Below are 22,773 nucleotides of genomic sequence, written 5' to 3'. Positions count from 1 at the left end.
TTTTGAACTCTCAGTAAATAGTGCATTGCATTTAGATTATCTAATTGTTTGTATACAGTTTGCTCTAAACCGGATTTGGTGTATCTCGTACTCATAAAAAGTCAATTTCAAATTTTGATTCTTAATATGATTCATCAGAACTGAAATAAACAACTACTGAATCGTTTAACGAAACAAATATATTGTAAAAGGAACACGTTTAAAAATTATTAATGAACTAAGTTTGTTTTAATTGCTATTTATGCAACGTAATACGATTCAAATGACATCTAAAAAGCAAATCAACAGAATTAGGGTAGTACTTGCTGAACAAGACAGAACAAACAAATGGCTATCAGAAAAAGTAGACAAAAATAGAACAACTGTTTCAAGATGGTGCACAAACGACATGCAGCCTTCACTTGAAACGTTAGTGGAGATTGCTGAAGCCCTAGATGTTGATATAAGAGAATTGCTAAACCGAACAAAAGATGAAAGGTAAAACTTATATCGACCTATTCGCAGGAGCTGGTGGACTTTCGGAAGGTTTTGCTAGGAATGGTTTTGAGCCAATTGCTCATGTTGAAACAGATACTGCAGCTTGTTTTACATTAAAGACCCGAGCTGCATACCATTACCTTAAATCGATAGACCACTATGATACTTACATCAAATATTTAAAAGGAGAAATAACGAGAACTGAATTGTATTCTTTTGTTCCTGAGAAGATTATGGAATCCGTAATTAACCTTTCGATTTCAGAAGAAAATAATTATGTGATCCATGATAAAATTCAAAAGAACTTAAAAAACAAAACTGTTGACTTAATTATTGGTGGACCACCTTGCCAAGCATATTCTCTCGTTGGGCGTGCAAGGTCAAAAAATGGGATGTCTGGTGACCCGAGAAACTTCCTTTATGTTCAATATGCTGGTTATCTCGAAAAGTACAATCCAAAGCTATTTGTTTTCGAAAATGTGATTGGACTTAAGTCTGCCAAGGACGGACTCTACCTGAACAACATGAAAAAACTTTTTGACAAAAAAGGTTATAACATGAAACTCTTTACGGTAGAAGCTAACAAATTTGGGGTACTACAGAACAGAAGAAGAATTATCATCATAGGATGGAATAAGAAATATGATTTTGAAATTCCTGATTTAGAAGCGATAAATCTTTCATCAACAAAATATTCTGTACAGGATTTACTTTCCGATTTACCTAAACTCCAAGCTGGAGAAGGACAAGATAAATTTGTAAAATATGAAACTTTAACGAATGAATACTTAAACAACAGTTTCATAAGAAATGGTATTGATATTTTAACACAACATAAAGCCAGACCGCACTCGGAACAGGATAAAGAAATCTATAGGATAGCTGTTAAAAAGTGGAACGATAAGAAAGAGAGGTTACACTATAATGATCTCCCAGAAAAATTAAAAACTCATAAGAACAGGTCTTCATTCTTCGACAGGTTTAAGGTAGTTGCAGCTAATGAGCCCCACTCACAAACAGTGGTTGCACATATTGCAAAAGACGGCCACTATTATATTCATCCTGATTTAAGTCAAAATCGTTCACTAACAATCCGTGAAGCTGCAAGACTTCAATCATTTCCAGACGACTATTATTTTGAAGGAGTTCGTGAAGGAGTCAATAGAACTCCTGCATTTAAACAAATTGGAAATGCTGTACCACCACTTATGGCTTATGAAATCTCAAAAATTATATTAAAAATATTATGTCAGGCAAAGAAGAGTTAATAGATGGATATTATCAGATTAGACCTGCTGCTCGTTTAATCCATACCATTGGGAGCGATCTGATAGGTGACTCCTATGCAGCTCTTGTCGAGCTGGTTAAAAACTCTTATGACGCTGATGCTACTAAGGTTGATATTATTTTTAAGTACACAGAAATTGGCAATGAAAATGCCTTGGTTATTTCAATTAAAGATGATGGTCATGGTATGGATTTCAATACAGTCATAAATAAATGGTTGGTTCCTGCTACTGACGATAAGTTAAAAAGAAAACTAAGTAAAAATAAAACAAGAACCTTACAAGGAAGAAAAGGTATTGGTCGATTCGCAGCTTCAATTCTTGGTCAAGAAATGACTATGTCTACTATAGACGAAAATGGAGAAAAATCAGAAGCGGTTATAGATTGGAGAATTTTTAAAACTGATGAGTTTTTAGAAAACATTGACCTTCTCGTAGAGAAGAAAAAAACCAATGAAGTTTCTGGGACAGAAATACTCATCATTGCCAAGGATGAAAAATATACCGAAATCGTAATTGATGAAAATGGAGATGAAGAAACAATTGAAAAGATCGATACAAAACTCTCTTATTGGAACAAAGACACACTGATTCAATTAGTCAATGAATTGCGCAAACTTATTTCGCCCTTTGACGAATCAATTGATGATGAGTTCAAAATCAATTTATCTTTTGAAAATTCACCGTTTCCAGAAATTGACGAGAATATTAAAATTGATACATATCCAATAATAAAATTCTATGATTATCGAATTTCAGGTACTATTTCCAAAGAGGGAAATGCTAAACTTTTATTTGAAAACAACATAAATCCAAATGCAATTCAAAAAGAAGAAATTAATGTAACATTTGATTTAGATAACAAGACTGAGAGTTATTGTGGATTAATACGCATTGACTTTAGAGTTTTTGATAGAGAACCAGAAGCAATCGACAACCTTATTAACAAAGGCTTAATTAACCCTGTATCAAAACAGTATATGGGTAAAAATGATGCAAGAAGGTTGTTAAATGAAGTGTTTGGCGTAAATGTTTATAAAAATAGTTTCAGAATCAGGCCTTATGGAAATAGCGGTGTTGATTGGCTAAAATTAGACCATAGACGTATACAAAATCCAACAATGAGAATTAGTAATAATCAAATTGTTGGTTTTGTAACTATTCAGTCAGAAGAAGAATCTGGTCTAATTGAAAAGAGTGCTAGAGACGGTTTGAAGGAAAATGAAAGTTATTTTGGATTAATTGCATTAGCTAGTAGAGCTATATCAGAATTAGAAATCAGACGTCTTGCTTTTAGGATTAAGAGTGAAAAAAGTAGAGGGAAGCAAACAAAAGTACAAGATACAATAAACTCATTATTCAGTCTTGCAGAAGTTAAAACCACAATTGGGAAGAAGCTATCGGAATTCAAAATAGACAAAAAAGCTATTGATGAGATCGATACAATCTTAACGAAGGAAGAAGAGAAAAAAGCAGAATTGAAAGAGGAAATTGAAAAAACAATTGCTATTTATCAAGGTCATGCAACTTTAGGCAAAATTGTCAATTTTATTCTTCACGAAGGTCGAAAACCATTACAGTTTTTCAATTCTGAAGCTAGAGTAATGGAACGCTATTTGAAATTTTACAAAGCCACTAAGGATGAAGAAAACCTTGAAGAACTAACAAATAGTATAAACGGATTCAAAGTAAACAGCAAGTTTATCTCAAACTTATTCAAAAGGATTTCTCCACTAGCCAAACAAAAAAGAGATAAAAAAACTGACTTTGCTGTCGTAAATGTTATTCGAGAAAGTATGGATGTTTTCAAATCTCAACTTGAGGATGAAAATATTACAATTACCATTTCAGGAGATGAAAAAATCGAAACATTCGGTTGGTCTGAAGATCTATATATAGCACTAACCAATTTAATTGAAAATAGCATTTATTGGCTTAAAATTTCAAAATCTAAAACCAAAGAAATATTCATTTCCGTTCATGAGAATCACAACGCTGTAATTATTGACATCAAAGACTCTGGCCCTGGATTAACAGATTTAGAAATTGAATCAGGAGCTATTTTTGAACCAGGGTATTCTAAAAAACTTAATGGAACCGGATTAGGTCTGGCAATTGCCGGTGAAGCAATCGACAGATTAAACGGAGAACTTTCTGCTCGTAGCTATAATCAAGGAGCTTATTTTCAGATAGAAATCAACAAGTAATATGAAAGAATTAAAATTACTAATCGTAGAGGACGATTCAAATGTTATCGCTACATACACGAGGGATATTGATTCATACAATAAAACAAATGGGAATTTAATAATTAGAGAAACTATTCTTTCTGAAAAGGATCAAGCTCTAGACATACTAAGGAATTCAGATAATATTTTTGACGGAGCAGTCATTGATTTGGATTTAAAGCAATCAGGTGGTAGTGATAGTTCTGGCAACGAAATAATTAAAGAAGTTAAAGAAAATCTAAGATTTCCTGTTTTTGTTATTTCTGGTACATCTCATAATCTTCACTCGTCATTAAGTGAGGAAACTTCTTTTTTTAAAGTTCGGGACAGGGATGCTGACTTTGATTTCATAGAAGAAATTGTTGCCATATACAATACTGGAATTACTGAGATTTTGAACAGAAAAGGAACCGTAGAGAGGTACATTAATGACATTTTCTGGAATCATTTATCCAACTCTTTAGACCTTTGGACAAACGATAACGAAAGGAGTCCAGAAGAAAAGCAAAAATCTCTTTTAAGATATACTCTTTTACATATTCAAGAGTATTTAGAAATTACTGAAGAATCAGGTTTTGAAAACTACCACCCTTCTGAAATCTATATCACCCCATGTATTAAGCCTAGTATTTTTACTGGGGATTTGGTCGAAGAGAAGGATACTTCAACGAATTATATTGTGTTAACCCCATCTTGTGATTTAGCGCAGGGTAAAGCAAAAGACATTTTAGTTGTACAAATAGATTCACCGAATGAAGGTATTCTTAAAGAAAAAGTTGGTCTTATCATTAAGGGTAAAGCTGATCAAGAAGTCTTAGAAAGTGCTGAAGATACCCTTAAAAGAATTATACATAATAGCTATTCCAATAAGTATCATTTTCTGCCACAATACAAAGACATTGAAGGAGGTCTCATAAATTTTCAGAAAATGAAATCTGTTAGAGTAAAAGAATTTAGTGAGAAGTTTGTTCGTAAGGCTTCAGTCAACAGCACCTTCACAAAGGACATTGTAGCTAGATTCTCATATTATTATTCGAGACAAGGTTCACCAGATTTTGATACAGATGAATTATATAAAGGATTGTTTTAAGCTCACTGCAACCACACACATTGTCAAGCCGCTCAAGCCAAACGCACCAGTCAAAGCTTGTCAATAAGTGTCTGAGCCAACGCACGGACGAACAGACAAAGTAAAAACGAAAAAGACGGCCGTGAGCCATAAGCCCACGGTGCGCCTCCCGATGCCTCGGGACCATATACGTAGCACAGTAGGTTACGTAGCCACTCATCCAGCTTCTTGAGTTTGGTGTATGCAGTCCCCAATCGGAAGTTATTTATCCAACTCCTAGCTACTTCTTTGAGCCGCTCTGTACGTTCTGCAAAACTGTATGGCAGCGTTTTCTTGGTGATTCGCTTGAGCTTGCGTTTTAGATTATCCCAACTGCTTTTACTCACTACCGCTTGGTATCATCCCCAACAAGCCATCATCACCGCCAAAAAACTAGAGCATAAAAAAAGGCGGTATTGTTTCCAATAACCGCCCGTCTCAAACGAGAACTCACCTATGGAAAGTCCTAAATATCTTTCTATAACTCTACTACCGAGTTATCTTCAAAGGTCAATTGATTAGGAACATACTTGTCTGCATCCCAATCATTCTCCCACTTCTGACCATCGATCAAATACCTAAACTGATATTCTTTGCCAGTAGCAAGTTTAACGGTAGCCTTAAAGTCACCGCTTTTTAATTTCTTCATTTCTGTTGCAGTAGTATCCCAGTCGTTGAATTCACCAACCACTGTCACTTTCTCTGCTCCTTCTGCCGCCTCTGCAGGTAACTGAAAAGTTACATTCGCTTGCGGCTTAGTTTTCAGGATTTGCTTTTTAATGCTCATTTCCTTGCGTTTACTAATACAAATCTTCGCACAAATACAGCACGCAACAAGCACCAAGGCAAAAAAAGTAGTGAAACGTTTGCATACTTCCCACCATAGTAAGTCACTCTTTTTCAATCAGTTTCAAATATCAAACGTTTGTTTTTAGCTGAATCGAAGGTTTAGTAATCTGAACCTTATTTCCTTGCATTGCTTTTAGAAGGGAAGGCCACTTTTAAACTTTATCTTTGCGCATGTTCAGAACCGAAATTGAACCACAAGACAGTTCTATTAAAATTGATTATCAGTCGAAGATCTTGACCTTAGGCTCATGCTTTTCAGACAGCATTGGCCAAAGACTTACGGAAGCCAAATTTCAATCGGAGGTCAATCCCTACGGCACTATTTTTAATCCATTATCAATTCTTGAGCTAATGGAGCTTTCCTTAGAGCGTTCAGAAATATTAGACGCGGCCGTTCTAAAGCGCGATGGATACTACTTCAATTATAAATTCCATTCTTCCTTTAGAGCAAAAACTAAAGACACCCTCCACAAGCGAATGGAAGAAGCGCTCACCAAAGTGGCTCAGCAGCTAAAAGAAGCCAACTTCATTTTCATTACACTGGGCACGGCTTGGGTTTATGAGCAAAACAAAACACATATGCTAGTGGCCAACTGCCACAAAACACCACAGAAAGAATTTACCAGAAGGCTACTTTCGGTTGAAGAGATTGTCCCAGCCTTTTTTGCACTCAAAGAAGTCATCAATCAATTCAATCCAGAAGTACAGTTTATCTTTACCGTGAGCCCTGTAAGACATACGCGTGATACCTTAAAGCTGAATTCAGTGAGCAAATCAGTTTTAAGGTCAGCGGCTTATTACATGGATGACATGGCGCCAGATGTTCATTATTTTCCCGCCTATGAGATAATGATGGACGACCTCAGAGATTACCGATTCTATGAGAAGGACCTCATTCATCCCAACGAGCAAGCCATAGACTACATCTGGGAGCAATTCGTTCAAACCTATTTAGCCAAAAAAGATCAGGCAACTTTAGAAAAATGGAATAAGCTGCGGATGGCGCTTAACCATAAGCCATTCAACCCAAAATCTGGCGGACACCAAAAATTCTTAAGCAAAACACTCGATCAACTGAAACAGCTGGGTAAAGAGCTACCTCTAGACAAAGAAATTGAAAACCTTAACAAGCAATTGAAGTAAATGGCCAACCAGAAACACTCCAACCGACTTACCGAAGCCTCCTCACCTTACCTGCTTCAGCATGCGCACAACCCTGTAGATTGGTTTCCTTGGGGCGAAGAAGCACTAGCAAAAGCGAAGCAGGAAAACAAGCCAATCATTGTCAGTATTGGCTATTCGGCTTGCCATTGGTGCCATGTGATGGAGCGTGAGAGTTTCGAAAACGAAGACATTGCCGCCATTATGAACGAGCATTTTGTCTGCATTAAGGTGGATAGAGAAGAGCGCCCCGATGTAGATCAGGTTTATATGGATGCAGTGCATGCCATGGGTTTGCAGGGCGGTTGGCCGCTGAATGTTTTTCTACTCCCCGATCAGCGACCTTTTTACGGAGGAACTTACTTTCCACCGAAAGGCTGGGCGCAGCTTTGTATGCAAGTGAACAGAGCATTCAACGAGCAGCATGACGAACTGGAAAAATCGGCAGAAGGCTTTATGAATACCCTAGGCAGAAGTGAAGTTGAGAAATACGGACTTATTGGCCAAGGCAACGACTTTAAGAAAACCGCGGTGCATGAAATGTATTTGAAGTTTGCTGAAAACTTCGACTTACAACAAGGCGGAAACAACCGAGCGCCCAAATTTCCCATGCCTGTTATTTATGAGTTTCTGCTGAAGGAGTATCACATCAATGAGAATAATGAAGCTTTGGCTCATGTAGAACGAACTTTAGACCACATGGCATTGGGCGGCATTTACGATCAGGTGGGTGGCGGCTTCACCCGCTATTCTACCGATATGGATTGGTTTGTTCCACACTTCGAGAAAATGCTCTATGATAATGGTCAGCTGGTGAGCCTTTATGCCCACGCTTATCAAGCCACTAAAAAGGCGCTTTACAAGGAAACCGTTTACCAGACCATCGACTGGCTGGAAAGAGAAATGACTTCCGAAGAAGGTGGTTTCTACTCCGCGCTAGATGCCGATAGTGAAGGCGAAGAAGGTAAGTTCTACCTCTGGACCGTTCAAGAATTCTACGACCTTTTAGGGCCAGATGCTGAAATGATGCTAGACTTCTATAACATCACCGCAGGCAACTTGGAACCTGGAAAGAATATTCCTTTCCGTTCTGGATCAGATGAGGCGTTTGCCGAAGCCAATGATTTGGAAGTAGACGAGCTAAAAGACATTGTCAGGATTTGCAACATGAAGCTGCTCAATGCCAGAAGTAGCAGAATCAGACCAGGACTTGATGATAAAATCCTCAGTGGTTGGAACGGGCTTATGCTTTCTGGCTTGTGTGATGCTTATGCTACTTTTGGAGAAGAAAAATTTCTGAGTCTAGCACTAGCCAATGCCGAATTCATCAAAAACCATATGATGAAAGACCATCACCTGTACAGGAATTTCAAGGGCGGAAAGCCTAGCATTGATGGTTATTTGGAAGACTACGCTGCCGTAATAGAAGGCTACCTTAAGCTTTATCAAATTACGTTTGATGAGAACTGGCTTTTCCTCGCCAATGAACTGATGAAGGTAACTCTACAAGAGTTTTACGATGAGCAAGAAGGACTATTCTTCTTCACTTCAAACCAGTCAGAAGCCCTGATAGCTAGAAAGAAAGAATTGTTCGATAACGTGATTCCTTCTTCCAATTCCATGATGGCCAGTAACCTCAAAACTTTAGGATTGCTGTTGAGTCATGACCAATACATCGAGGCCTCGAAGGATATGGTGGATAAGGTGAACAGAATGCTAATGCTTGCTCCGCAAGACTTGGCCAATTGGGCTTCGTTGTATGCCTTAAACACCTACCCAACTGCGGAAGTCGTGGCCATTGACAACAACCAAGCAAGTCAATTGCTGAGCGAAGCCTATTTCCCTAACAAGGTCATCGCTGGAAAAGTAAGCAATCAGTCTTCAGAGCTAGAGCTTCTTGAAGGACGAGAAATGATCAATAATCAACCGACCTATTTCGTTTGCTACAATAAGGCTTGTCAATTACCTGTGCATAGTTCAAAAGAGGTTTTTGAGCAAATGGAGTTTTCAATAGGTCCACCCCAATAGCACCTGGGAAGCAGGGAAAGTAGGTGCTGTATCTCTCTCGAACTCATGGAGAACAGTTTCGAGATAAAATCGAAAACAATGCAAATTCTACCCCAGCCCTTCCCGAGAATTCGGGAAGGTGAGCGATAAAGCTTGTCAAAATGATGAAGTAAAAAGCCATACAGGGGATTTAGGAGTAAACTCTTAAATTCAATCCTCGAACACATACATTCAATGACGGAACGAAAAATGTTTTATGGTGCTTCACCGACTCTCTTTGAGCAAGCAAAGCGGCTAAGAGAGAACATGACTTATCATGAAAAGCTCCTGTGGGAAAAGATTAAATCAAACCAAATTCATGGCCTTCGTTTTAAGGCTCAGCATCCCATTGCCATCTACATTGTAGATTTCTATTGTCATAAATTAAAACTGGTAATTGAGGTCGATGGAAAAAATCATATGGAAAAAGATCAAGCAGAATATGACGCTGATAGATCTCATGAATTACATGATTTTGGAATTTCGGTGATAAGGTTTTCGAATCAAGAAATAGAACAGAATATTGAGAAGGTAATAACTGAAATTAGCAACCTATGTTTAAATCTATTAAGGCACATTTCATCAGAATAAGTTTTTACCCCGACCCTAAAGGGTGAGTGATGAAGCTTGTCAAAATGATGTAGCAAAGTCCCCTTTAGGGGATTTAGGGGCCTAATGCCCTAGCCTTCAAGCTTGCATAAAGATCACATAACTTTTACCCGAGCCCTTCGCAAGACAATATGCCATATGGACTCGAGGGTAAAGTTTAAACGATAAAGTTTACTCAAACAAAGTAAATTCTACCCTAGCCCTTCCGAGAACTCGGGAGGGTGAGAGATGAAACTTGTCAAAATGATGAAGCAAAGTCCCCTTTAGGGGATTTAGGGGTCGCCAAAACATTCTCCACTTCTTCTACCACTAGAAAGCCTTTAATTAATAACTTCAAACTTTCATAGAAAACAGTCGTTTGTCATCACTCCAATTCAATATTGACGCTCCTGAAGAAGCAGCCACTTACTTTGCTAATGTAGCTCTGCCACTACCCATTCCGCAGCTTTTCACTTACAGAGTCCCCACTGAATTTCTGGAGTTAGTAAAGCCAGGCATCAGAGTAATCGTCTCGTTTGGTAGACAGAAAGTGGTAACTGGCCTTGTTGATTCTATCCACCAAGAAGCGCCTAAAGTCTACACAGCTAAACCCATCTTAGATGTACTAGATGCAGAACCGGTTGTTACTCCTCAGCAGGTAAACATGATGAAGTGGATGAGCAACTATTATCTCTGCACTTATGGCGAAGTGGTAAATGCAGCCTTTCCTTCAGGACTTAAGTTGAGTAGTGAATCAAAAATTCAGCTTCATCCGCACTACGACTGGAATGATACAGACCTTACTTTAGATGATAAGGAAGTAATTCTTCTCTCGGCATTAGAGAAAAAAGACTCATTAAGCTACAGAGACGCAGCCGACATCTTAGAACTCAAAAGTGCTTACCGCTATATCAAATCACTGGTTCAGAAAGAATTGGTGATCATTTATGAAGAAGTAAAAGAGCGTTACAAGCCGAAAAAAGTAAAGAAAATACGGCTTCATGGTGATTACTTAGCGAATGAAGATTTGTTAGATGAGCTCTTTCAAGAGTTGGAGAAAAAGCCAAAGCAGTCGGACATACTGTTGCTTTACTTGAGAGAAGTCCCTGTGTTTCAAAACCCAGAATTGAACTCATCAGGTATTCCTAAGTCGACCTTTACTGAAGCTGGTCTTTCAGCTTCATCCATCAAAACGATGGTAAAGAATGAAATACTGATTGAGTTTGAAGAGATTGTTTCTCGCTTTGGAGATGAAGGTCCCGCAGAAACTACTGAAATAGAGCTTAGCGATATTCAGCAAAATGCTCAGCAAGAAATCTTCGATTACTTTACCAATAAGTCTACCGTTTTACTCCATGGCATTACAGGTAGTGGTAAAACCGAAATTTATATCAGTCTAATTCAGCAGGCACTGGAAAGCGGTCAGCAAGTACTCTATCTTCTGCCAGAAATTGCCCTTACTGCTCAGATAGTCAACAGGCTCAGAAAAGTTTTTGGTGACAGAATGGGTGTTTACCATTCTAAATTCTCAGACAACGAAAGGGTTGAGGTTTGGTACGGACTTATGGAAGGTCGATTCGACTTTATTGTGGGGGTTCGAAGCAGCATTTTCCTTCCCTTTGGTAGCCTAGGGCTAGTAATAGTAGACGAGGAGCACGAAACCAGCTATAAACAGTATGATCCGGCACCGAGATACCATGCGAGAGATGTTGCACTCTATTTGGCACATTTGCATGGTGCAAAAACAGTTTTAGGCTCTGCTACGCCATCGTTGGAATCTTACACCAATGCCAAGCAAGAAAAGTACGGTTTGGTTGAGCTATTTCAGCGATACAACGATGCTAGTTTACCAGTTATTAACCTGGCCAACCTAACGGAGGAAAAGAAGCGAAAAACCAGTGTTGGCGAGTTCACTTCTGTGCTTATTGAAGCCATCGGACAGATTCTAGAGAAAAAAGAGCAAGCCATCATTTTCCAAAACCGAAGAGGTTTTTCTAACTATCTCACATGCGAAGATTGTGGTCATATTCCTGAGTGCCCTCGCTGCTCGGTTAGCCTCACCTACCATCAATATAAAAACCAGCTCAACTGCCATTACTGTGGCCATAAAGATGCTGTTCCGTTGGTCTGCCCCGCTTGTGGCAGCACAAAGGTGCATACCGTTGGTATTGGTACAGAACGCATTGAAGAAGATATTAAGCTGCTCTTTCCGAAGGCACGGGTGCAAAGAATGGACTTAGAAACCACCCGAGCCAAATACGCCTATCAGAACATAATACACGATTTTGAGAAAGGTGAAATTGATATTCTAGTAGGAACTCAAATGGTTTCTAAGGGACTAGACTTCGACAAGGTAAGTTTGGTAGGTGTGTTCGACATTGACAGAATGCTTTACTTCCCTGATTTTAGAGCTTATGAAAGAGCCTTTCAAATGGTTACCCAAGTAAGTGGTAGAGCTGGAAGAAGAGATACTGAAGGCAGGGTAATTATTCAAAGTAGGAACCCTGAGCAGGGCATTATCGAACTCATCAGAACTGGTGATTACCATACTTTTTATCAACGAGAAATGATGGAAAGGAAAAAGTATCACTACCCTCCTTTCACTAGAATGATTCATTTGACGCTTCGAAGCAAAGACAAAAAACTCACCAATGAAGCAGCTCAAAGATTGGCCAACATTCTCAAAGAAGACATGGGAGCCAGCAGAGTGCTAGGCCCTCAAGAGCCGCTAATCAACAAAATCAGAGATAAATTCTTGATGGACATCTTCTTAAAGATTGAAAAGAAATATAAGATGGAAGCCGTAAAAGACCTGATTCGAAATGCTCAGCTGGAGTTACTCAAAGTAAAAGAACTCAAATCCGTTGAAGTGGTTGTAGATGTTGACCCTCATTAGACAATCTCTCTCGGCCCGTCATTACGAGGAGAAAAGCCATTATGTAGTCTTACAATAATCGGTATATTGAAAGTTCGCATGAATTGAAAAGCCTAGAACAAATCGAATGATCATCTGCCCCGTCATTACGAGGAAGAATTAATGCGAGGCAATTAATTGTGACGAAGTAATCTACCTGTTTGGAAGTACGCTAATCAGACCTTCGGCACAGACTTTCACTCCCGCCCCGAAGTATCGGGGCCTCGGGAGGCGAAGTTTGTTTCTCGCAATGAAGAACCAGAACAAACTACTCTTTATCCTTCTCTTCTTTAGACTCAGAATCCTCTTCAGCATTTTCCTTCTCAATCTCCTCTACCGCCTCTTCTACTTGTTCTGCCAGCACCACATCTTTAGTGCCAGAGGTATTACTGCTCATACGCTGCAAAAAGTAAGACAGTCCAGTATCTTCTAATGGAGCTGGGGCACCTTCTTCTAAGCCTTCTTTTCCGAACTTGATCAGTCCCCAAGTCATTACCAAACTGGTGACAATAATGGTTATCAAAATAATGTCGGAATTGAAAGTAAGCGAAGTCAGTTCTTCAGGAATTGAGAAGAATAAGAGTACAGTAATCAATCCTCTTGGTGTAATAAAAAACTCAGGAAATATAGATTTCTTAAGGAAAAACAGCTTTAAGAAAACAAACCTTACGATAAAGAAGAACACCACTATCCCTAAGCCTACAGCAAATATTTCAAGGTCGAGCAAAGCCCTTAAGTCGATTGTAGTACCAAAAACCACAAAGAAAAAAGTTCGCACAACAAATGCAGACTCCCGTGTAACTAGGTGCAAATCTTTAAGTATTGAGTTGATGGTTTTTTCGTTTATAAACTCCTTCAATTTGCCAATAAAGAAGAGGTTATTATTATTCAACAGCAAACCAAAAACGAGAATGATTACCAAAGAAGACAAGTGCAATTGCTTACCAATAGCATAGAGCAAAATCAGTACTGCAATCAGCATAAACAGTTTTACATCTCCTTCCAATCTTTGGAAAAGCAAAACCAAGGCATAGCTAACCACAACCGAGATTACGATGGTAATAATGATATTACCCACTACACTGTAAATGACCTGATTAGCACTTTCAACACCTACATTTTCTACCAAGAAATAGAAGAACATAATGCCTAGAATATCTGAGAACGTACTCTCGTAGATCATAAATTCCTTCTTATCCTTTGCCAACCGACTTACAGAAGGGATTACAATGGCACTACTCATTATAGAAAGTGGAACCGCATAAACCAGAGAAATGATGGGATCTTCTTTAAATACCTGATTGATAATCAACGAAATACCAAAGGCACAGACAATCAAAGAAATCAGCGCAACCGTAAACGACTTCCAAATAATTGGCCACTTCTCTCTACTCAGCTTTAGATCTATGGCTGCCTCTAAAACAATCATAATCAACCCTACAATCCCTAGTACCTCCAAGGTCCCAAAAATGAGTCCGTCTTGGTTAAAGTTGTAGTAGTCCATTGCGTACTTACCACCAATACCCAGCAGAATCAAAAGAATAACACTCGGAATGTTAGTTCTCTTAGATATATAATTAAAAATGTGCGATGCGATAATGACGCAAGCGAGTACAATGATAAGATTATACGCGTTCATTCAGGTCGGTTAATGGTTAAAAAAAGAGGTATTATTGATTCAATTCGCAGGCCTCTTCGGCCAATAGCTTATCCAAATATAGCCAGCTAAGCTTCTTTACCTCATAATAATTCAAAAGTTCATCTAAACGGTAATGATTCATAAAATGATCGAGACCACGTTTAAAAACGGAGTAATCTTCTAAAGATTCTTCGCTCCCCAATAAAGCATAATGGCTCATATATTGTTTCATAAGGCCCAAATGTTTTACATCGTAAATTGGAAAAACACTGGGTTTATGCGAGTTACAATATGCTGAAGCAAAGGCTAATAAATGATACTCATTCCCCTTAAACTGAAATTTTGCCAATTTAGTCACAGCCGTTAAAGCATTACCATCTAAATCTTCGTCTATATTCTGTGTAATAATGTGGTTCGTCATTTCTTGCTGACAAGCCAAATCATTTATTTGCTTATGGTTGAGCACACTCAGCTTTAGCTTAACCGCCTCAACCTCTTGATTCCTAGGGTTATTGGCAAAACATGCTAGTCGCTTAACATCACTTAGGAAGAAGCCTCTCCTCTCCTTTAGCCTGTAAGCATAAGCCAGCAACCTTTCACCAAACAATCCCATCTTTCTAAAATACAGATTAGCACAAAAAAATTACCGAAAGGCTTCCTAAAATCGAATCATTTTCATTCAACTAGAGTTATCATTATCTGATTTTAATTGCATAGGAATTAATCGTACTTTTGCCCAACTTTTTACGCCCCTGAGGCATGAAAGGTTCGGCATTCAAAAATTGAGTAATGGAAGATAAGTCAACAAAAGTTTCTGACGAATTATTGAAAGAGGTAGATGAGATTGGTGATAACCATATCATGACTTCTATAGCCACTCCGATGAGAGAAGATGCATTTGAGCTAAGTGACGAGGAGAAGATCGAGAAAATTCAGGGTTACTTCGAAAAGATAATGCATACCCTTGGCCTAGACTTAACAGACGACAGTCTAAAAGGTACACCAAAAAGGGTAGCCAAACTCTACATCAAAGACTTATTCAAAGGGTTAGATCCGGCCAATAAGCCATCTATGTCTACCTTCGAAAACAAGTACAACTACAACCAAATGTTGGTAGAAAAGAACATCACAGTTTACTCTAACTGCGAGCATCACTTTTTACCAATTGTTGGAAGAGCGCACGTTGCCTACATACCAAACGGTAATGTAATTGGCCTTTCTAAAATCAATAGAATTGTAGACTACTATGCGCGTAGGCCACAAGTTCAAGAGAGACTTGCACTACAAGTGTTGAACGAACTGAAAGAAGCGCTTAATACGGAAGATGTGGCTGTTTATGTAGATGCCGAACATATGTGTATTAGCTCAAGAGGTGTATCCGATCAGCATTCTTCTACCGTTACTGTTGAATACAGCGGCAAATTCCAAGAAGAAGCTACCAAAAAAGAATTTTTGACCTACATCAACGACAAGTTGAAATGAGCCTATACGAACAGTATCCGATAAGCATTTACAATTCATTAGAGAAAGAAAAGCAAGTATTCAAACCAATACACGAAGGCCGCGTGGGCATGTACGTCTGTGGCCCAACTGTTTATAGCGATGTGCACTTAGGCAATGTGCGCACCTTCGTTTCTTTCGATATCATTTTTAGATACTTAAAATTTCTCGGGTACAAGGTTCGATATGTAAGAAACATCACTGACGTTGGCCATTTAGTGGGCGATGCGGATGAAGGGGAAGATAAAATAGCCAAGAAGGCACGTTTGGAAGAACTTGAACCAATGGAAGTGGTTCAAAAATACACCAATGGCTTTCACGATGTTATGCAACTCTTCAACAACATCCCTCCTTCTATTGAGCCAACCGCTACAGGTCATATAGTTGAGCAAATTGAGTTTGTTCAGAAGATTATAGATAACGGCTATGCCTACGAAAAAGACGGAAACGTTTATTTCGATGTAAGGAGGTTTGGCCAAGACCATGAATACGGAGAGTTGAGTGGAAGAAATATTGATGAAATGCTTTCCAACACTCGAGCACTTTCTGGTCAAGATCAGAAAAACGATCCTTTAGATTTTGCTCTTTGGAAGAAGGCAGAGGGCGGCCACCTTATGCGTTGGCCATCTCCGTGGGGAGAAGGCTTTCCGGGATGGCATTTGGAATGCTCTGTAATGAGCACCAAATACCTAGGTGAAACCTTCGACATTCACGGTGGAGGAATGGACTTGAAGTTCCCACATCACGAAGCTGAAATTGCTCAAAACAAAGGCTGCTGCCATAAAGGTGGAGCCAACTACTGGATTCACGGAAACATGCTTACAGTAAATGGCCGAAAAATGGCCAAGTCTGAGGGTAATGGCTTTACTCCAGAGCAATTACTAACAGGTGACCATAAGCTTTTGGAAAGAGGATACTCAGCAATGACGGTGCGTTTCTTTATGCTTATGTCTCATTATGCCAGCACTTTGGACTTCTCGAATGAAGCGCTACAAGCTGCCGAAAAAGGTTACAAGCGACTAATGGCGAGTGTCAACCTTTTGGAGAAACTAGCTAAGCCAGGTACAGCAAGTATTGATAAAGCCAAAACCCAAGAGCTGGGCGATATTGTAGATAAGGCCATGAAAGACTTAAGCGATGACTTCAATACAGCAAAAGCCATTGCTAATTTATTTGAACTGAGTACCAAAATAAATACCTACTACCAGCAACCTTCAGAGTTAGCAGTAATTGACCCTGAAGTTTTCGAACAGGTAATAGAGCGATTTAAAGGAATCATCTTTGACGTGTTAGGCCTTAGAAATGAGGCAGAAGCAGCTCAGGATGGTAAAACTTTAGATAGCGTAATGCAGGTGTTGATCGAGCTAAGAAAGCAGGCAAAATTCAGTAAAAACTATGCTCTATCTGATAAAATCAGAGACGATTTGAAGGCAGCCGGCATACAGTTAAAGGACGAAAAAGGGGGCGAAATGTCCTACACAATAAATTAAGGTTAGAGCGATCTCAAATCTTTAACCAAGCTAAGAATAGGACGTTATTCCGGAATTTTTCTTCCAAAACCACACAAAGCTTTGAAAGAAAAACATCCGGAGCCTCATTGAATAGATTGTTAATGCAAAAATCAAAAGCCATTCGTCATTCCCGACTCCGATTGGGAATCTCATAGAGCTTAGAGCATGTTTGAGGAGATTCCCACCTTCGCGGGAATGACCTTACTAATTGGCTTTTGATTTTGAAATGGCATGACGGTAAAAAGAAATTGAATAAGACTTATGATTCTTTCAGGAAGAGAAATTAAGCGAGAAATAGGTAAAGGCATTAACATTGAGCCTTACAATGAGTCGCAATTAAACCCGAACAGCTACAACCTTAAGCTTCACAATGAGCTGATGGTGTACACCAATCCGGTATTGGATATGAAAACTCCAAACCCGGTAGAAAAGCTGATCATTCCTGAAGAAGGTCTTTTACTAGAAACAGGCAAGCTGTACTTGGGTAGAACCATTGAGAAAACGGAAACATCAAAGTTTGTACCTATGCTGGAAGGCCGTAGCTCAATTGGGCGCTTGGGTCTTTTTATTCACGTAACCGCAGGTTTTGGAGATGTTGGTTTTAACGGTTTCTGGACACTGGAGATTTTTTGCGTTCAACCTATACGCATTTATGCCGGAGTAGACATTTGCCAGATTTTCTACCATACCATTGAAGGCGATTACGACACCTATAAAAGCGGCAAATACCAGAACAATACGGGCATTCAGGCCAGTATGTTATATAAAGATTTCGAGAAATAGTTACTTCCTAATACTCTCTAGTACTATTAATATTTTTAGATAAAATTAAGGGTTTTACCTAGAGCCTCATTAAATACATCTTGTATATTGTGTCAAAGTTGATTTAACTCATTTGGTGGTTATCAATGCTTATGGCTGGGTATTGGTTGCTTATATGAAAAAATTGGATTTTCATTTACCTGTGAGGAAATTATCTTGACTTGAGCCTCAACGTACCTACTTTCAGATTCTGTCTAGAATCTGACACTATTCACCTCCGAGACTGAACTAAGGCGTATGGATTTCTCCATGCGGTGACTTTGTTTATTTAACCATCTAACTGTGGTTATCTGTGTTTAGTCATGGGTGACCCTGCTTTACTTTTTGAGACAATAGTGCGTAGCGTGAACACAATAGATAGACATCAATTTGACGGAGTACTCCATCACTTACCCAACAACCTGCTCATCATAGATGATTCAGGAGTAATCATTTATGCAAACAATCAGCTTGAAAAAACCTTCGGATATACCAAAGAAGAAGTACTGGGTCAAAAAGCCCAAATACTCATCCCAGACTATCAGAGGAAATTAAACGCTAAAAAAAGATCAGAATTTTATACTAGACCACATGCACTTCCTATTGGAAGTGGCGTTGAAGTTACAGGAGTTAAAAAGAATGGGGAAGAATTCCCTATGGAAATAGGCTTAACTCCATTCAATAGAAATGGCGCTAATTTGTTAGCAGTGACCATTATTGACAATACTAAGCGAAAGAAGGTAGAGGAAGATCTGATCAAAAAAAACGAATTACTTAATCTAGGAGAGCAAATCAACCAAATAGGTCATTGGCAATGGAACGTTATTGACGATAAAATTACTTGGTCTGATAACCTCTACGCAATGTTTCAACGCGAAAAAGGCGGGGAACTCTGTTATGAAACCTACTTCAGCTATGTGTATGAAGAAGATAGCCAATTTGTATTAGGTAGAACTCAAAAAATACTTGAAGACAAACAGTTCTACGATTTCTTTCACAGAATAAAAACTGGAACAGGACAAATTAAAACCGTTCATCTTATGGGAAAGGTATTCTTAAATGAGCGAGGAGAAGTAGCCGAAATGGTTGGTACCTGCCAAGATGTAACCAAACAAAAAGCAGATGAAAAAAGGGTTGAACTTTTCACCCAGCAGTTACAAGCAAAAAATAAGGAGCTTGAAATGTTTGCCTATGTTGCCGGCCACGACCTTAAGGAACCTGTAAGAACAATTGGTGCCATGACCCAGCTTTTTATGCAAAGCAATGGTGCATCGCTGAATGAAGAAGGGCGAGAGCTAATGGAGATCATCTCCAATGCAGCAGGCAGAATGAAACAACTCATCAACGACCTGTCTGATTACAGCAAACTCGGAACTGATAGAACTCAATCTACTCATAACTGTACGGTAATAATGGAAGAGGTTTGCAAAGACCTTGCAGTGGCAATAGATGAGGCTAACGCAGAAATAGTTTTTAACAAACTGCCAGTGGTTCAATGCTATAGAACAGAGCTAAGGCTACTTTTTCAAAACCTTATCTCAAACGCCATTAAGTTCAGAAAACCCAATGAAAAACCTGTAATACACGTTTCGGCAGAACTTAATGAAGATTGCTGGACCTTTACAGTAAAAGACAATGGCATTGGTATGGCCAAAGACTGCCTACCAGATATCTTCCAGATTTTTAGAAGATTACACAGCAGAGAGGAATACCCGGGCACAGGAATTGGGCTTGCACATTGTAAGAAAATAGTGGAACTCCATGAGGGCGAAATATGGGTAGAATCCGAGCAAGGTAAAGGCAGTACGTTCTATTTTACCATTCCGCTTTCTTAGTCCATTTGACTGATTAACTCATACTGGAATAAGGTTTATATACTACAATCTGTAATCTACCGGCATAAGCTTTTGCCTACTGACCAGAGAGAGCTTATCTTCCCGAGTGAAAAGAGCACTGATACTCATATTTACCTTTCCAATAAAGGTTTACCAGTATGGTATTTCGCCATTATTGGGAGCCAATTGCCGCTTCTCTCCTACTTGTTCTAGCTACACAGTTCAGGCTATTAAAGAGTGGGGACCAATTCGCGGAACTTGGTTAGGTATCAGGCGTTTTAGTCGCTGTCACCCTTGGGGTGGCCATGGTTATGATCCGGTTCCGAAGAGAGATGGTCAGAAGTGGTTTTAGAATAGACAGAAATACTCTATTCAATGTAATTCCTTAGTTTGAATTTATACATGTCATGAAAATCGTATCATGGAATTGCAATGGAGCTTTAAGAAACAAATTCCACCTGCTAACATATCTAAACGCAGACATCTTCATTATTCAAGAATGTGAAAATCCAACTCTTAGCAAACACAAAGAGTATCAAGAGTGGAGCCATAATCATCTTTGGATAGGAGATTCCAAAAACAAGGGTCTAGGTGTTTTTGCCAAACCGTCCATTCAAATCGACAAGCTAGACTGGTCATGTCAATATAAAGACCACTCCGTTAAATACTTTTTACCCTGTACCATAAATAAAAGCTTTCAGCTATTGGCAGTTTGGACTCATAGAAACAAGTCTCCAAATTTTGGCTATATAGGACAGTTTTGGAAATACTTACATACCAATTTGGTGCACTTTGACGAAATCATAATTGCAGGAGACTTAAATAGTAATGCCATCTGGGATCAATGGGATAGGTGGTGGAATCACACAGATGTGATAAATATGCTAAAAGAGAAACGCATTGAAAGTGTTTATCATTCCTCGAGCGGAGAGCAACAAGGCTTTGAAACAACACCTACTTTCTTTCTACAGAAGAATGAGAACAAGCCATATCATATAGACTATTTCCTCGTAAGTCCACAGTTTCAGAATTTTAAAGATTTCAAAATTGGAAAACGAGATGAATGGATAAAGATAAGTGATCATGTGCCTTTAATATTCAGCTTTTAAAAACACTGTTCTCTTCTACAGCCACCATCTCTAAACTTAACCTTATTTCGCATTTGACTCTGTTGGAGCCTACTAGCCTAGGGTAAAAACATGAAATAGACATCTACTTCACTTTGGTTTTCTTTAGAGCCATATAACAATAGATCCATAAAAGAAAAGCAATTACTAAAAGAGGCTATAATTGCTTTTCCAACATTTTACAGCAAGCTTTAGTCTATGAAAAAGCTACTGCTCTCTACCTGCTTGCTTCCTTTATTTTTAGGAAGTTGCCAACCCAAACTCAAAGAAGTAGATAGAACGGTTTTAGCAGAAGAGTACATTCAGGCATTAAATGAATTCGATTACCCGAGCATAATCTCCTTATTTTATGACAGTGTGCGAATGAAGGAAATAGTTTATGAAACTACTTTCTCTAAGGCAGATTACTATAACCTATTTCAGTGGGACTCCATTTTTCAACCAGAATACAAGGTTCTACAAATACAGGAATTACCTGGCGAAAAGATTGAACTCCAAATTTCAAAGCTAGGCCCAAGAATTAACTTCCTGATGGACAACCCCATTATTACCAAAGAAGTATTGAGTTTTGAAAAAGATAAGATTTATGAGGTTGAAATAATTGAATACCTATACTTTGATGATGAAACTTGGGTAGCACGCAGACAAGCGCTTATAGAATGGGTTGCGGCCAACCACCCCGAACTCGATGGATTCATTTACGATCAAACTAAAGCAGGAGCTCTTAATTATCTCAAAGCTATAGAGCTCTATAAAGCCGCTAACAACCAATAAGAAGCAATAGAATAATTTTGGCAAGCTTTTCTTGTCTTATTTCTCTAACTTCTGCTCCAATATAAGTCAGAGAGAGAAATAGAGCTTGCAGAGCACTGCCAAAAAGTAAGCCTGCCACTCTACTAGCTAAGATATTTTTAGAAAAGCTGTATTGCTTAGATTTTTTCAATGAATAAGACCTCAGAGCGTTATTCATTCGGTATACTTAAAGAAAGAAGTTATGAAATGGACCTATGGAATTAAACAAAAAGCTACTGCTGCAGGCATACTAGCAGCCATTATGGGCTTAATTGTCATCAACAATATTTCCGAAAGAAAGAGGTTCAGACAGCTTGAAGAGTCCATCTCTTCTATTTATCAAGATAGGTTATTGGTAGAAAGCTATATTTTTAAACTCTACGATAACCTGCAAAAACAAAACGATTGTCTTCTCGCAGAACAACCACAGCTTTCGGAAGAACTTACAGAGTTAAAGCAAGAAAGAGAGCAACTTATGCTGCTTTATGCACAAACTTATCTGACAGAAGAAGAAGAATTGCATTTCAATGCTCTCAAAGAAACCCTAAACGATTTTGACCAAGGCACTGCTTTTGAGAATAAAACTGCTACCAATATGGAAGCCATTGAGCACCTGAATGCGCTCTCAAATATTCAAACCGATGAAGGAGCTTCTTTATGGGATAAGTCAGAACGAATTATTTCTGGAAGTCAGATTTCCTCTCAATTTGAAATGGCTATAGTAATTTGCTTGGCGGTAATTATTCAAGCTCTAATTCTATCTTCAAAATCGCTAAAGCCTAAAACACAAATCCAGAAACATAACCTGAACTAGTAAAGTGTTTAACATCTGCCCTCAGAAAGAGCAGTAGTTCATCAGTGCTTTTGCAGTTGGGCTGTTTCTAGCTCACTCCACCCCTAACCCCTGAAGG

General features: G+C 38.7%; 21 protein-coding genes. 16 read left to right on the top strand and 5 right to left on the bottom strand.

All coding sequences use genetic code 11. From position 1 onward, the window contains the following. The first annotated feature begins 241 nt into the window (after nt 1-241). The 4 genes from AWW68_RS19050 to AWW68_RS19035 are packed head-to-tail and all read left to right on the top strand — an operon-like array spanning nt 242 to nt 5,081. Nucleotides 242-481, top strand: a complete 240-nt coding sequence (locus AWW68_RS19050) for a helix-turn-helix domain-containing protein (RefSeq protein ID WP_245660275.1) — start codon at nt 242-244, stop codon at nt 479-481. Next, a complete protein-coding gene (locus AWW68_RS19045) occupies nt 471-1,745 on the top strand; it encodes a DNA cytosine methyltransferase (protein ID WP_068225029.1) in 1,275 nt (424 codons plus the stop codon). Before AWW68_RS19050 ends, AWW68_RS19045 begins: the two co-directional genes overlap by 11 nt. Next, nucleotides 1,724-3,970, top strand: coding sequence for a sensor histidine kinase (locus AWW68_RS19040; protein WP_068225027.1), 2,247 nt, complete (start codon nt 1,724-1,726; stop codon nt 3,968-3,970). The genes AWW68_RS19045 and AWW68_RS19040 overlap by 22 nt, the downstream gene beginning before the upstream one ends. Nucleotide 3,971: 1 nt before the next feature. Next, entirely contained in the window at nt 3,972-5,081 is a 1,110-nt protein-coding gene (locus AWW68_RS19035; protein ID WP_068225025.1) for a response regulator, read from the top strand. A gap of 50 nt (nt 5,082-5,131) precedes the next feature. On the opposite strand, the gene AWW68_RS19975 is transcribed toward AWW68_RS19035, so the two are convergent. Together AWW68_RS19975 and AWW68_RS19030 are read right to left on the bottom strand one after the other, a co-directional pair. Further along, nucleotides 5,132-5,446 (bottom strand): group II intron maturase-specific domain-containing protein, encoded by a 315-nt coding sequence (locus AWW68_RS19975; protein ID WP_245660274.1) that lies wholly within the window; start codon nt 5,444-5,446, stop codon nt 5,132-5,134. Nucleotides 5,447-5,577: 131 nt separating this feature from the next. After that, on the bottom strand, nt 5,578-5,886 hold the full coding sequence (locus AWW68_RS19030) for an isoamylase early set domain-containing protein (protein ID WP_068225023.1): 309 nt from the start codon (nt 5,884-5,886) through the stop codon (nt 5,578-5,580). Between the two features lie 233 nt (nt 5,887-6,119). Here AWW68_RS19030 and AWW68_RS19025 point away from each other — a divergent pair, with 233 nt between their 5' ends. From AWW68_RS19025 to priA, 4 genes are all read left to right on the top strand, one after another. Then, on the top strand, nt 6,120-7,091 hold the full coding sequence (locus tag AWW68_RS19025; protein WP_068225021.1) for a GSCFA domain-containing protein: 972 nt from the start codon (nt 6,120-6,122) through the stop codon (nt 7,089-7,091). Next, nucleotides 7,092-9,137 carry a thioredoxin domain-containing protein gene (locus AWW68_RS19020; RefSeq protein WP_068225020.1) on the top strand — a complete coding sequence of 682 codons (2,046 nt, stop codon included), beginning with the start codon at nt 7,092-7,094 and terminating at the stop codon, nt 9,135-9,137. 213 nt (nt 9,138-9,350) lie between these two features. Further along, the gene (locus tag AWW68_RS19015; protein WP_068225018.1) at nt 9,351-9,746 is read left to right on the top strand and encodes an endonuclease domain-containing protein; all 396 of its coding nucleotides are present in this window, start codon (nt 9,351-9,353) and stop codon (nt 9,744-9,746) included. Nucleotides 9,747-10,122: 376 nt separating this feature from the next. Beyond that, the gene (priA, locus tag AWW68_RS19010) at nt 10,123-12,639 is read left to right on the top strand and encodes a replication restart helicase PriA (protein WP_084375773.1); all 2,517 of its coding nucleotides are present in this window, start codon (nt 10,123-10,125) and stop codon (nt 12,637-12,639) included. A gap of 286 nt (nt 12,640-12,925) precedes the next feature. Here priA and AWW68_RS19005 read toward each other — a convergent pair whose 3' ends face one another. After that, nucleotides 12,926-14,296, bottom strand: a complete 1,371-nt coding sequence (locus AWW68_RS19005) for a cation:proton antiporter domain-containing protein (protein WP_084375772.1) — start codon at nt 14,294-14,296, stop codon at nt 12,926-12,928. Nucleotides 14,297-14,327: 31 nt separating this feature from the next. Beyond that, nucleotides 14,328-14,909, bottom strand: a complete 582-nt coding sequence (locus AWW68_RS19000; protein ID WP_068225014.1) for a hypothetical protein — start codon at nt 14,907-14,909, stop codon at nt 14,328-14,330. A gap of 176 nt (nt 14,910-15,085) precedes the next feature. On the opposite strand from AWW68_RS19000, the gene folE reads away from it, so the two are divergent. The 7 genes from folE (at nt 15,086) to AWW68_RS18965 (ending at nt 21,844) form a co-directional block, all read left to right on the top strand. Next, nucleotides 15,086-15,778: a GTP cyclohydrolase I FolE gene (gene folE, locus AWW68_RS18995; RefSeq protein ID WP_068225012.1), complete on the top strand. Its 693-nt coding sequence runs from the start codon at nt 15,086-15,088 to the stop codon at nt 15,776-15,778. Beyond that, the gene (gene cysS / locus AWW68_RS18990; protein ID WP_068225010.1) at nt 15,775-17,286 is read left to right on the top strand and encodes a cysteine--tRNA ligase; all 1,512 of its coding nucleotides are present in this window, start codon (nt 15,775-15,777) and stop codon (nt 17,284-17,286) included. Before folE ends, cysS begins: the two co-directional genes overlap by 4 nt. Before the next feature lie 282 nt (nt 17,287-17,568). Continuing rightward, the gene (gene dcd, locus AWW68_RS18985) at nt 17,569-18,090 is read left to right on the top strand and encodes a dCTP deaminase (RefSeq protein WP_068225008.1); all 522 of its coding nucleotides are present in this window, start codon (nt 17,569-17,571) and stop codon (nt 18,088-18,090) included. Nucleotides 18,091-18,473: 383 nt separating this feature from the next. After that, the gene (locus AWW68_RS18980) at nt 18,474-19,943 is read left to right on the top strand and encodes a PAS domain-containing sensor histidine kinase (protein WP_185101310.1); all 1,470 of its coding nucleotides are present in this window, start codon (nt 18,474-18,476) and stop codon (nt 19,941-19,943) included. 106 nt (nt 19,944-20,049) lie between these two features. Beyond that, nucleotides 20,050-20,295: a membrane protein insertion efficiency factor YidD gene (gene yidD, locus AWW68_RS18975; protein ID WP_068225004.1), complete on the top strand. Its 246-nt coding sequence runs from the start codon at nt 20,050-20,052 to the stop codon at nt 20,293-20,295. A gap of 55 nt (nt 20,296-20,350) precedes the next feature. Continuing rightward, nucleotides 20,351-21,052, top strand: a complete 702-nt coding sequence (locus AWW68_RS18970) for an endonuclease/exonuclease/phosphatase family protein (protein ID WP_068225002.1) — start codon at nt 20,351-20,353, stop codon at nt 21,050-21,052. Between the two features lie 216 nt (nt 21,053-21,268). Further along, the gene (locus AWW68_RS18965) at nt 21,269-21,844 is read left to right on the top strand and encodes a hypothetical protein (RefSeq protein WP_068225000.1); all 576 of its coding nucleotides are present in this window, start codon (nt 21,269-21,271) and stop codon (nt 21,842-21,844) included. Here AWW68_RS18965 and AWW68_RS18960 read toward each other — a convergent pair. Next, nucleotides 21,831-22,013, bottom strand: a complete 183-nt coding sequence (locus AWW68_RS18960) for a hypothetical protein (protein ID WP_221406022.1) — start codon at nt 22,011-22,013, stop codon at nt 21,831-21,833. The genes AWW68_RS18965 and AWW68_RS18960 overlap by 14 nt on opposite strands. A 51-nt stretch (nt 22,014-22,064) precedes the next feature. Between AWW68_RS18960 and AWW68_RS18955 the strand changes: the two genes are divergently transcribed. After that, on the top strand, nt 22,065-22,676 hold the full coding sequence (locus AWW68_RS18955) for an MCP four helix bundle domain-containing protein (RefSeq protein ID WP_068224995.1): 612 nt from the start codon (nt 22,065-22,067) through the stop codon (nt 22,674-22,676). Nucleotides 22,677-22,773 lie beyond the last annotated feature (97 nt).

This window comes from Roseivirga spongicola, assembly GCF_001592965.1.
GTDB classification, from domain to species: domain Bacteria; phylum Bacteroidota; class Bacteroidia; order Cytophagales; family Cyclobacteriaceae; genus Roseivirga; species Roseivirga spongicola.
Note: the sequence above shows the minus strand (reverse complement) of the source record. Positions and strands in the feature narration are given on the sequence as shown.

Excerpts from the sequence above, each read along its gene's own strand:
- AWW68_RS19050 (WP_245660275.1), top strand. The coding sequence starts at position 242 with ATGCAACGTAATACGATTCAAATGACATCTAAAAAGCAAATCAACAGA.
- AWW68_RS19045 (WP_068225029.1), top strand. The coding sequence starts at position 471 with ATGAAAGGTAAAACTTATATCGACCTATTCGCAGGAGCTGGTGGACTT.
- AWW68_RS19040 (WP_068225027.1), top strand. The coding sequence starts at position 1,724 with ATGTCAGGCAAAGAAGAGTTAATAGATGGATATTATCAGATTAGACCT.
- AWW68_RS19035 (WP_068225025.1), top strand. The coding sequence starts at position 3,972 with ATGAAAGAATTAAAATTACTAATCGTAGAGGACGATTCAAATGTTATC.
- AWW68_RS19030 (WP_068225023.1), bottom strand. The coding sequence starts at position 5,886 with ATGAGCATTAAAAAGCAAATCCTGAAAACTAAGCCGCAAGCGAATGTA.
- AWW68_RS19025 (WP_068225021.1), top strand. The coding sequence starts at position 6,120 with ATGTTCAGAACCGAAATTGAACCACAAGACAGTTCTATTAAAATTGAT.
- AWW68_RS19020 (WP_068225020.1), top strand. The coding sequence starts at position 7,092 with ATGGCCAACCAGAAACACTCCAACCGACTTACCGAAGCCTCCTCACCT.
- AWW68_RS19015 (WP_068225018.1), top strand. The coding sequence starts at position 9,351 with ATGACGGAACGAAAAATGTTTTATGGTGCTTCACCGACTCTCTTTGAG.
- AWW68_RS19005 (WP_084375772.1), bottom strand. The coding sequence starts at position 14,296 with ATGAACGCGTATAATCTTATCATTGTACTCGCTTGCGTCATTATCGCA.
- AWW68_RS19000 (WP_068225014.1), bottom strand. The coding sequence starts at position 14,909 with ATGGGATTGTTTGGTGAAAGGTTGCTGGCTTATGCTTACAGGCTAAAG.
- folE (WP_068225012.1), top strand. The coding sequence starts at position 15,086 with ATGGAAGATAAGTCAACAAAAGTTTCTGACGAATTATTGAAAGAGGTA.
- cysS (WP_068225010.1), top strand. The coding sequence starts at position 15,775 with ATGAGCCTATACGAACAGTATCCGATAAGCATTTACAATTCATTAGAG.
- dcd (WP_068225008.1), top strand. The coding sequence starts at position 17,569 with ATGATTCTTTCAGGAAGAGAAATTAAGCGAGAAATAGGTAAAGGCATT.
- AWW68_RS18970 (WP_068225002.1), top strand. The coding sequence starts at position 20,351 with ATGAAAATCGTATCATGGAATTGCAATGGAGCTTTAAGAAACAAATTC.
- AWW68_RS18965 (WP_068225000.1), top strand. The coding sequence starts at position 21,269 with ATGAAAAAGCTACTGCTCTCTACCTGCTTGCTTCCTTTATTTTTAGGA.
- AWW68_RS18955 (WP_068224995.1), top strand. The coding sequence starts at position 22,065 with ATGAAATGGACCTATGGAATTAAACAAAAAGCTACTGCTGCAGGCATA.